This window comes from Psychrobacter sp. PG1 (assembly GCF_014897815.1).
Classification (GTDB): domain Bacteria; phylum Pseudomonadota; class Gammaproteobacteria; order Pseudomonadales; family Moraxellaceae; genus Psychrobacter.
This window is the reverse complement of record NZ_JABUZG010000043.1, coordinates 1-11740: the sequence shown is the minus strand read 5'-3', so window position 1 is coordinate 11740 and position 11740 is coordinate 1. Positions and strand designations below refer to the sequence as shown.

The following is an 11740-nucleotide window of genomic DNA, read 5'->3' as shown; positions in this document are numbered from 1 at the left end:
TTCAGTTTGAGTTGCTTATTTCAAGTTGAGAGTGGGGTAAATAAAGTTAACTAGTATAGTAAAAATAAGCTTATAGATATCATAAAATTTGGATCGAAAAGCTTGTCTACATGGTAATAATCATAAGAACAACCCAACAAATAGGGAGTTTAAATAAGTGGGCGCAAAAAAAATACTGTCATACGGCCGATCTGTTTTAGTCATGATTTTGGTGTTGTATCTCATTTTGGTCTGGATGTACTTTAAAGACAATGCGCGACAGCTGACCTCATCTGGCTTATTACTATGGTTTGTTACCATCCCTTTATTGTTTCTTGGCTCTATCATGGCGCTCTTATGGTGGCAAAAAAAACTGGATAAACAAACAACCGATTCACCAGAGATACTTGATGGAACAACAGATAAAACAGACGCTATTAAGCCGCCCAATACTTATCAGTTATTCATCTATAGCCGTGTCTGCCTACCAGAAGGAGACTGTTGGTCTGAGGTGGTGGACAATGATGCAGACCTAACCGTATTGAGCGAGGATTTGACAGATATTGATGGTATGCCAATGTTGGTCAAACCGATTGCAAGACTCCCTGATGCCGCCGCCCTACCATATCCTAATATATCTGATGCCTATTCAGCAGACTCAGAGTTTGACGACAGCTATTCAGACCGTTATTTAGATTCGAACAGTAATTTAGACAATGATTTAGACAATCATCTCGATGATGAGAGATTTACTGAACGTAAAGCCGCGTTAAATGATACTACCTTGCGTTTACAGGCATTAATTTATGAGCAGCTAGTCTTGAGCGAGGAGATGCTGTCTAGCCTTGCCGACCACTTTTACCAACATCACCAACAAGATACGACTCAGTCCAACGCAGCCATTCATATTCATCCCGAATGGCAGCAACATTATTTGGTGAGTGCCAACGAAGTAAGTAGTGAAAATAACAGCCGTAAAGAGAACAGTGATGACAAAATGACAGCAGCCTCTGCCGGTCATTTAGCCAATCTTCCTATCTATTTATGCTTACCTGCCAGCGCCGATTCAGCATTTTTAATCGCGACCATAAAAGAACAGTTAGTAACTTACGGTATTCCTGATACACGGCTTGCTATTACGACCATCATAACTGACAGCACTGACGTCGCAAACACCGTAGCAGATAATAGCGCTAACAATACCCTAATTGCCACACCTACAGAATTTATCAATAGACATCTGCTGTCTTTATCTAAATCAACTGCGCCGGATCTTTGCTTAATTCTCATTGCAGATTCACAGATAAGTGAAGAATGGTTAGACACTCATTTGTATGCTGAGCAAATGACCAATGTCATTCCAACTGAGGCGGGTGCTCTGTTGCTATTCTCGAATCAAGCGGCTCAAGAGCTACTCAATATTGACGCTAGTACCCGTATTTTATTAACGGAGATAGGTACAGCTCATCGCACTGAGCTTTTGAGTGATAAACGTCACTATTTGAATCATTTAACGACTATCAAAAGTCTATTAATAGACAATATGCTCTCACTGTCACCGACCGATACGACCACGCTAAAAACCACCGATAAACAGACAATAAAGCCCGCAAAAAAATCGTCTGACATCAATAGCAAAGAAAAATACAAGACTAATGTTCCTATAACAGACATGACCATTACCGCCATGTCTGACATTAATCCATTAAATCAGCCCTATGACTTATCAACGTATATGAGCTTTCTTGAAGCATTTATAGCACAAGGCGCTCTGGTAAATGAGCATCATTTAGGGCATTATATGCCATTGAATAATTGGTTGAAGCCATTCATCAGCTTATCGTTATTCATTGACTTAGCCAAAGAAGACCAACAAGAGTCAGACAGATCATTTTTAATTACTCAACATAAGCACTGCAATATGCTTTGGTTGCTAGACTCTTCTCAAAAATCTGAGTCGTAGTTTTAATGGTGTTTTGTCGTGGTAAATACTCGTTTTATTATCTTAAGTTCATACTAGGTAGCACGCATGTTTTCAAGGTTTTTTCATCTTATCTATAACCCAAGAGTATTATTGGCGCTGGGGCTCATAGTCGCCCTAGTCTTACTTTATGATTATGTGACTATTAAAACCTTTGTCATAATCATTGGCGTCCTAATCACATGTACGGTGCTGGGGGCGCTTGGCTATTATCTGTGGAAAAAACGTAAGCTTGCCTCAGATGAGCTGGCAAACTTAGTGGAGGATAATGGCAACGAGAGCCAAGGTGACGATAGCCCTCATGTGGCCAAAGATGAAAACGCTCAAGAAGTGCAAGCGCTACGTCAGCAAATGCAAGAGGCCATTAAAACCATTCGCAAATCAAAGATTGGCGATCAAACAGGCAAAGCGGCGTTATATGAGCTGCCGTGGTATATGGTCATTGGTAATCCAGCCGCAGGCAAAAGCTCTGCAGTGCTACACTCTGGCTTAAAATTTCCCTTTATGGAACAAGGTAACAAGCTATCCGTTAAAGGCGTCGGCGGTACACGTAACTGCGATTGGTTTTTTTCGACTGAAGGTATCTTGCTCGACACCGCTGGACGTTACTCCGTTTATGAAGAAGATCGATCAGAATGGTTGTCATTTTTAAGCTTACTCAAAAAGAATCGACCTAAAGCACCGATCAATGGCATCATCATCGCGGTCAGTATCGCCGAACTCACCAAAAATGACCCAAACTATGCGTTGGATTTGGCCAAGAATCTGCGCAGCCGTGTGCAAGACTTAACTGAACAGTTAGAAGTCTATGCGCCTGTCTATGTGGTCTTTACTAAAATGGATTTGATTTCAGGCTTCCGTGACTTCTTTAATGACTATGAGCAAGAAGAGCGCAGCCAAGTATGGGGCGCGACCATCCCCTACCCTGAAGACCCAGAAAATATCAATATTACGGACATATTCGAAGAGCATTTTGGCGTATTGGTCAATGGTCTAAAAGATTTGAGCACAACTAAGCTATCCTTGCGTCATCAGCGCACGGTATCTCCCAGTCTAATGACTTTCCCAATGGAATTTCAGTCATTACGTCCCATGATACGGACACTGATGCATGCGTTGTTTGAGGACAACCCTTTCCAATTTAAGCCCATATTGCGTGGCTTTTACTTTACCAGCGCCTTGCAGGACGGGCAAGTTAGCAGCCAAATGACGTTGCAAATGGTGCAAAATTACGATTTGCACCCACCTGCGATACCGCTCAATGCGCAGCAAGAAGCCGCAGACAAGCCCTATTTTTTACAAGATCTATTTTCTAAAGTCATTTTAAAAGACAAGCATTTGGTCAAGCAGCATAAAAACCGACACAAGCGCAGTCATCGTGCGCTTGCGACGCTAGCTGCTGTCGTGACTTTGTGTGCGGCTGTCGGTCTGTGGACATGGTCTTATGCCAATAATAAACAGCTCACTGAGCGTGTCGTGGCTGACTTACAGCAAGTCGCAGCGCTACAAAAAAATTCTAATGGTGACTTACAATCGCAGCTTGAGTCGCTCAATATTCTACAAAGTCGAATCGAGCAGCTTGAAGGCTATGAAGACGACAAGCCGCTGTCTTTGAGTTTTGGCCTCTATCAAGGCGATAAGCTTAAGCAAAAATTGCTAGCAGAATATTACAACGGCATCAGCATCATCGTCTTAGCGCCAACCAAACAAAATATCGAAACGTTTTTAACCGAAGTAAATACCAATGCCGATCAATTAGAAGTCCGTACAGAAGACTCAAGCACTGATGACACCTCTGATGCTGCCGTTAATGATGCTTATATCCAGTCGGACCCCACAGACGTTGAAGATGCTTATAATGCGCTCAAGGCTTATCTCATGCTTGGCAATCATGACAATTTAGAGGCCAGTCATTTGAGTGATCAGATGACCCGTTTTTGGCGCAACTGGCTCGAAGCCAATCGCGCTGACATGCCGCGTGACAAGATGATTCGCCAAGCTGAGCGTATCTTGAGTTTTACCTTGGCTCATGTCGACGACCCCGCCTTTCCATTGATCCAAAATGACTTAGGGCTGATAGACAAAACCCGTAGCAATTTATCCAATGTTAGCAAAGGCCAACCTGCTCGTGAGCGGGTTTACTCTGAGATTAAAATGCGCGCATCTGCCCGCTTCCCATCGGTCACGGTTGCGCAGATTACGCAAAACAATGCTAATGAAGCACTGCTTGGTAGCTATGTCATTTCAGGCACTTTTACTAAAGAGGCATGGGAGGCTTTCGTCAGTGATGAGATTGATAAAGCTGCCACCACAAGAGTGGTCGCCGATGATTGGGTGTTGGCCACCAGCAGCCAAGATGACCTTACCTTGACGGGTAGCCCTGAACAGATACGACAATATCTGGTCAATCGCTATAAGCAAGAATATATCAGTGAATGGAAACGTTTTTTATCTCAAGTGTATGTTCGGGATAGCACAGGCTTCGATGATCATGCAGTCTTATTAAATCAGCTGTCCAATGCCACAGAGTCACCGTTAAAAACCCTGTTTGAGACAGTAGATCGCCAAACTCAATGGGACAATAAAGCGGCCAATCAAGCAGCTGGCAATGGTGGCGAATCTCGTCGCTCATTTGTCAATTGGTTTAAGCAAACCATCCTGCGTCAAAGCCCTGCTGAGCTACGGCAAGCAGAAGCTGCGATGAATAATGGTGGCAGCTCTAGTAACGCCGCGCCTGTAGCACAAGCAAGCTCAGGTGTGATTGCTCAAGAATTCTCCTCTATACATGCGCTAGTAACGCCAAGAGAAGAAAATCAGGATCTGTCATTATTAGACAGCTATTTAGTCAGTTTAGGCGATATCAGAACCCGCTTTAACAATATCGCTCGTAGTGACGACATCGGCCCTGATGCTTTGTTGTTTGCCTCACAAACCCTCAGTCCCGAAGGCTCAGAGTTAACCAAATCTCTACAGATATTAGATGAGCAGATCCTAAGTCAAGCCAACTCTGAAATAAAACAACTGGTTCGTCCGTTGTTGAGTGAGCCACTGACTCGTTCATTTAACATGCTGCTGACGCCCACTAAGGCTGAGATTAATAAAGTTTGGAAAGCGCAGGTCTATAAGCCTTTCCTCGATAATTTAGGCAGTAAGTATCCCTTTACCGCCAATGCAAACTTAGAAGCGACGCCTGCAGAGATCGGTCAATTCTTCGGCGAAGATGGCTATGTGGCGCGATTCGTCAACGAAACGTTATCGCCCTTTATCATTCGCCGCGGCGATCAAATCTCCAGTAAAATCTGGAATGGTGCAGGTCTGGGTCTCAACCCGCAGTTTGTCGCTGATTTTGGCCGTTACTTTACCAATTATATGGGCAGCAATAGCACAGGCGCTGCTGGTGCGAATAATACTGGTGGCGCTGCCAATCAAACCACTTTTCAAATTATGCCATTACCCGTCAGCGGTTTGACTGAATATACCATTGTAGTCGATGGTCAACAGTTGCGTTATCGCATGGGTACTCAAGCGTGGACAACGTTTGTATGGCCAAATCCAAGTAGCCAACCTGGTGCCAGTATTCGAGCCAAGGACTATGATGGCAGAGACTTTACTGTCTTTGAAGAAGCAGGCAGCTTTGGGGTAGAAAGGCTCATTAACAGTGCACGCCGTACTGAACTTGGCAATGATATCTTTGAGATGGCATGGTCTGGTGACGGTATCACTATCTCTGTACGCTTTAGAATCATCAGCGGCAGCGGCAGTAGTACCACTACCGGTCAAGGTCGCTCTACCAATCCCTTTACTGGCATGAAACTACCAGAGGAGATTATTGCCCTTGGTGTCACACGTACAGCAAGGCCAATTTCTGATGATAATGCTGTTGATGGCGATACTCCCAATGCAGGTTCTGGCACCAATCAGCCAGTACCGACTGGCGAGCAAAATACAAGCAATGTCACGCCGCCTGCCCGCGTATCTACTGTAGTCCCTAATACCAATAGTGAAAATAGTCCACCAGTACAGCCGCCTACTGATACCACGACGGCTACTGATGATCGTTCAGCCGTGACTGAACAGCAGGAGCAAACGCCATGACTCCAGACTCCTTGCCTTTAGTATATTTTGGAAAATTGCCTGCTCGCGGGGACTTTGTACGGGCGCGCGTTCATATCTCTGAGACCAATGCCATTGATGAATGGGTCAGCGAAGCGCTAGCCGTGTCGGAAAGTGTATTTAGCGGAATTCCGATAGACAATGTCAGTAATCATGACTTTGCCTTTTTAAATTTCAGTCATATCGATACTAGAGCTAATGAGATTATCACCGGTGTTTTGATCCCTAGTCACGATAGTAGCTATAGAAATTATCCATTGATAGGTTTTGGCGTGCTTCATCTCGATAAACCGAAAAACTGGATGAACTATCTGCCCGTCAAGTCATCAGCGCTTTGGAATGACACTTATGAAGTTTTAAGTATGGCTAAATCCAAAACTGACAATAGCGATCTTATGGAGCACCTCAACCATAGCCAACTCAGCATCGATAATAATGCCAGTACTTACTACTATGATTTTATCAATACCACTACGTTGCATGATATAGCGATCTTAATGAACATCGATAAAGCGCAACTGATACAGCAAATCATTGCCACTGGCCTGTTATTTTTACCGACCTTTACTAAGGGTTTCCATGGCTTAAATAAAGCCATCTGCTGGTCACTTACCTCTGATAGAGAAAACTCGATACACATGGCCACTTTTTGGCACGATCTCATCAATGGTTTTTATCAGCCACACCAGCTCTACTTGAATACCTACTTATATCGTGTCGCTAATTGCTATCGCCTGCTCATGAGTTTTACTAAACCCGATGGACGCATACTCAAGCAAATATCAGAAAGTGAAAAAAACTATCCTGAAGATTGGGTGGTCATCGCTCATAGCGACTGGACTCAAGGCTATATCGATGAAGACATTGGATTGACCCGTTTCAATAAAGTATTGTTACAAGACAATTTATATCTGTATGATACTAGGCAATTGTTTAAAAAAACTTTTTTAGCACAATAAATAATAGCTCACGATAACTGCTGATTCGTAACAGCTAGTAGTAGCCGTCATGCATCATACCCCTGCAATTAGTCACTGCTCAATAATAGACAGATTAAAAAGGTACTTGAATGAAAGTCCTCTCTAGAATAACAAAACCCAAGCGAACAAATCACATGAAAAACCTGCTATTAGCCGCTGCTATCACCCTGCCTATGAGCGCCGTTGTATTTGCAGAACATAACGACACTCATGTGACAAATAGTTCACAAAACGTGCCAGTGGTCATCAAAGGTGTGGTCGCTACCAGCTCAGACAAACAGCAACTGCTCGACAAACTAAAAGCACAGTATCCTGATAAACCTGTCAGAGATGAAATCGAAGTACGTTCGAACATCAGTATACCAACCAACTGGCAACAGATAGCCACGACTATCATTGATAGCGATATCTCTAACATTCGTCAAGGGCGTATCGACATTCATGGTACGACCATTAGCTTGCATGGCAAGGTAAGCAGCCTTGAACAAAAGCAAGCCATTCAAAACCGTATTCACTCGCGCCTAACTGATCTCTATCAATTAGAAAATCAGCTGGTCGTGGTAGAAGGTGAACAACGCCTCATAGACGAGACTTTAGGCAACCGTATCGTCGAGTTCGAGTCTGGTAGCACCAATCTAACGCCGATGGGCCTTGGTATCTTAGACGATATGGCAGGGGTGTTACAGCGGGTCGGTGATAAGCCTGTTCTTATCACCGGTCATACCGACAATGTCGGCAATTCTACTGCCAATCTTGCCCTATCAAATAAGCGTGCAGAAGCCGTCAAACAATACTTGATCGGTCGAAATATCAATGCGACTCGTCTCAGTACTACTGGTAAAGGAGACTCAGATCCTATCGCTAGTAACGACAACGAAGAAGGTCGCACTCGCAATCGCCGTATCGAATTTACCCTTAATGAATAACATCGCTATGTAGAACGTATGACGATAACGGCAACTAAACAATGACGGTTAAGTGCTGATAGCTGGTTTGATAATGCTGAAAAACATACTGTCATTGCTACTAGAGATATCGATGCTACAAAAAATGCCAATGCCAAAAGAGAGCCACTGCTAAAAAAATAGGGACATGACTATGCTACGCTTGACCAATACCGTGCTGCCTATGCACCCTGACCGGATCTATGCCAGTGAAGGCAGCACTCAAGCGCCCTATCCGAGCGCTCGCCAAGACATCAATGCTCATCGTGCGTGGCAAGATAAGCTCATGCATAGCGCTGATGAAGCCGATATCATTGCTCAACTAAACCCCAATGGTAATTGCCAATACCAGCAGCATGGTATCGACACTTATGTGTTACATGTTTATATCCATGAGCGGCATCACCCTCCCTTTACGCCATTGACCAATCTCATCGGTAGCCCTCTGACCTTGAGCTTTGATATTCCGAGTGGCCTAAGCTTTCGTCATCTGTATATAACGGCTGTGCATCAGCTAGATCATGATGGCAGCTACGGCTATTATCGCTTGCTCGCCCAGCCCATCACTTATCGTCTGCATCAGCATATACGCGGTCATATTGATACTCATTTGACCGTACAAGCGATGGTAGCAGAGCGCACGGCTACGCTGGATATAGAAATCATCGATGACACTAACAATGGTGAAGATGCTAACTGGTCACCAGCACGCATGACCCAGTGGCAAATAAGCGACTGGACACATATTTGCGAGCGGCTCGCGCGTCAAGGGCTGACAGCCTATCTACGCCATGAGCAAACGGACGAGCATAGTCCACCAAAGCTCGTTATTACATCGCATAGTCCAAGTGATAGCGATGGCATCAGCTTGAATATTGGCGCGCTGCGTTACCAGCAAGTGTTACATGACCGTGTCCATGCACCAGTATTGGCATTGAGTGAGCAGGTCATCACCCAGCCAAACTCAGTAACGATGCAGCGTTTTAATAGCAGCAGTGTTGCACACCCAACGCAGTCCGCTGACGTTGCGATGAGCCGTAACCTTGATGACATAAGCCATTCGAATGACCACACACTCACATTAGACACGCCTGCTGCTTTTGCGCCAGTAACAGATACTGAAACCATAGACGAAGCAACCATCGTGGCAAACAGTCATCAAAATCGATATAGCATCTATCATGCCATAGCCCATGCTACCGATTTGAGTGTTGCTGATACTTTTATGCTTGTCGATCACAGTACGCTCAATCAGCACTACCGTGCTACCCATATCGTGCATCTGGCTCGCAATAGTCTAGCGCATGTGACTGGACTCACCATAAGCCGCCGCCATCATCAGCGCCATGCCTCCTCTTTGGAAGCTGGCATTCACTTAACCCAGCTGAGCCTCATTACCGCTGATACCCCGTGGGTCGGTCATCTATATGGCAGACATGCCCTACCGCCGATGACAGGGATCACTGAAATGCAAAATGAGATGGATAGCCGTAACCATATGACGCCCACGCGCAGCTATTTATTGGATAGTCCAGCTCAGCCTGTCAACCGATTGGAGGCGCAAGCTGGCGCTAACTATGGCACCCACTTCACCCATAGAGCAGACGACCAAACCCTGATGCAGTCTATCGGTGATAGTGAACATCTGATTAATACGGGTAGCTTACTATCATCGAGTCGCCCTAGCCTATTTGCCACGGATAACGAACAAGCGGTCGAAAGCGGTTATCGTAACACGGGCAACGGTTTATCAGAATGGATTACTGATCATCGTATAGAACAAGCTTACTCTCAGCTAAAAGTAGACAGTGCTGGGATATCTGCCAGTCTAAAGATGGGGGTCATCAATCCATCAGGCACAGCCAAACGTCAAGGCATCAATGCGGCTACTAACGCTCAAATCAATATAAAATCAGGCGAAGCCCTCGTCCTTTCCACTCAGCCACAAACCCACGCACAATCTGGACAGCATAACTACCAACAGCACACCCCGACTCTGACCCAGACTGCTCTTGGAGGTCAGCACTTAACTGAGCGGTTAACGCAACTGGCAACAGGGCTTGGACGTCATGTCAATGACCACAAAGCGATTAAAACCCAACTTGAAACTATCGCAGAAGAACAGCAAACCAAAACCCATCAAACAACGCCATTCACGCTCATTGATAGTGCGGCTGATACCGGCTATGTAAGTGATGACCTACTTATTCACCGGTCAATGGGTGAAATGATAACCACCACGCAGCAAGATATGATGATTAGTAGTGGCGATAGTCATCATCAAGTCAGTAGCGAGTCGTTAAACATAATCGCCGATGGTCAGTTTAGTATGACAAATAGCAAGGACAATATTACTCTGTCTGCACATACAGGCAAGCTTGAAGCCACGGCTAAGCAGGATATAAACATCGCCTCCTCGACTAAAGCCGTTGAAGTGGTAGCGACGAATAAGATCACGCTAACGGCTGGTGGTGCGAGTATTACACTTGATGGCACAGATATTACGATTACGGCTAAGCAGTTCACGGAGAAAGGCGGTAAGCATTCAAGGGCGAAGGGGGCTCGGGATGGGCTGGGTTTGGCGGGGTTGCCTAGCATAATTCCTGAGAAAAAGACGTTGATGGATGGGGTTTATAACTTAGCGTATCAGTTTGTTGATGATGATGAGGAACCTTATGCTAATACGCCTTACACTGCTATTAATAAAGTAACAGGAGAAGAGTTTAAAGGTAATACAGATAAAGACGGTTGGTCAGAGCGCTTTCAGTCCGATAATAAAGATGATATTGATATTCATTTAGAACTTATCTGGCAAACATAGAGAGAGAAAAAATAATGACTCAACAAGTAACTTCGAGCGCTGCTACACAAGCGAAGCCAGAAAATAATAAAATAATAAAAATTTCAAATGAATACTATTTAATAATTGGATTTGAAGTTAATTTATTGAAAAGTCTTATAATAAATGGTAAAACTTATGAAAGAGCATTCAATAAAGCTACGAATACTCAAGATTTGACTGTTGAAGATGGCTATGGGCATAACTATTTTATTACGGTAAAAAATGGTGTAGTTGATACTTTCTTTAGTTTTGGTCCAGGTGTAGATCAGAATGCTGGAACACCTCAACAAATTCAAGATAGTGCATTAGCTAACCCAAACTTTCTAGAGAGACGAAAAGGTATAGACGAGTATAGTGGAAAAAGGCCTGGTAATACTGAATATACTATTACAGAAACTAGTCAGCTATTTAAATTTAAAATTAGTAAAGAACAATTAGATAGTATAAGACTCCATGCTAACAATTTTAAGCTTCAAGTTGTTGCTCAAGAAGAAAAATATACTGCCTACAAAAACGATACTTGTGCAGAAACTGCAAAAGATATTCTAGATCTAGCGAATATATCTACACCTAGTGGTAAAGGGCATGTTCACACTCCCAGTGATCTAGCCAATAAGCTTATTCGTAATAAAACTTATGTTACTCCATATTCTTGGTATGATCAGCTTGAAAAACTTTATGGCTCTCACAATATATTTATAAATGGTAGTTTATTAGAATATGAGGGTGTAGATGGGATAGAGTTAGAGCACCCATATAAATTAGAAGAAAATTTTCATTGGTCTCTTGAACCTAATGATAACATTTTTCAAGATATTCAACAGTCCTGTTATCATGGAGATCTATCAGGTTTAGGAATTGATCAAAAGAAGTTATGTGTTACTAAGTAACAAGCTCAATT

The 11740-nt window shown here is 43.8% G+C and carries 6 protein-coding genes; all 6 read left to right on the top strand.

The genetic code is table 11. From position 1 onward, the window contains the following. Positions 1-157 precede the first annotated feature (157 nt). The 6 genes from INT03_RS03485 to INT03_RS03460 all read left to right on the top strand — a co-directional run bounded on the left by INT03_RS03485 (position 158) and on the right by INT03_RS03460 (position 11729). Positions 158-1942, top strand: a complete 1785-nt coding sequence (locus tag INT03_RS03485) for a hypothetical protein (RefSeq protein WP_193007632.1) — start codon at positions 158-160, stop codon at positions 1940-1942. A 66-nt stretch (positions 1943-2008) separates the two neighbouring features. Then, positions 2009-6055, top strand: a complete 4047-nt coding sequence (tssM, locus tag INT03_RS03480; protein ID WP_193007630.1) for a type VI secretion system membrane subunit TssM — start codon at positions 2009-2011, stop codon at positions 6053-6055. Then, the gene (gene tagF / locus INT03_RS03475; protein WP_193007625.1) at positions 6052-7032 is read left to right on the top strand and encodes a type VI secretion system-associated protein TagF; all 981 of its coding nucleotides are present in this window, start codon (positions 6052-6054) and stop codon (positions 7030-7032) included. The genes tssM and tagF overlap by 4 nt, the downstream gene beginning before the upstream one ends. 155 nt (positions 7033-7187) lie before the next feature. Then, a complete protein-coding gene (locus INT03_RS03470; RefSeq protein WP_193007624.1) occupies positions 7188-7979 on the top strand; it encodes an OmpA family protein in 792 nt (263 codons plus the stop codon). A 172-nt stretch (positions 7980-8151) separates the two neighbouring features. After that, positions 8152-10818 (top strand): DUF2345 domain-containing protein, encoded by a 2667-nt coding sequence (locus INT03_RS03465; protein WP_193007623.1) that lies wholly within the window; start codon positions 8152-8154, stop codon positions 10816-10818. A 14-nt stretch (positions 10819-10832) separates the two neighbouring features. Beyond that, positions 10833-11729, top strand: a complete 897-nt coding sequence (locus INT03_RS03460) for a hypothetical protein (RefSeq protein WP_193007622.1) — start codon at positions 10833-10835, stop codon at positions 11727-11729. Positions 11730-11740 lie beyond the last annotated feature (11 nt).

Coding starts and splice junctions, on each gene's coding strand:
- tssM (WP_193007630.1), top strand. CDS start 2,009: ATGTTTTCAAGGTTTTTTCATCTTATCTATAACCCAAGAGTATTATTG.
- tagF (WP_193007625.1), top strand. CDS start 6,052: ATGACTCCAGACTCCTTGCCTTTAGTATATTTTGGAAAATTGCCTGCT.
- INT03_RS03470 (WP_193007624.1), top strand. CDS start 7,188: ATGAAAAACCTGCTATTAGCCGCTGCTATCACCCTGCCTATGAGCGCC.
- INT03_RS03465 (WP_193007623.1), top strand. CDS start 8,152: ATGCTACGCTTGACCAATACCGTGCTGCCTATGCACCCTGACCGGATC.
- INT03_RS03460 (WP_193007622.1), top strand. CDS start 10,833: ATGACTCAACAAGTAACTTCGAGCGCTGCTACACAAGCGAAGCCAGAA.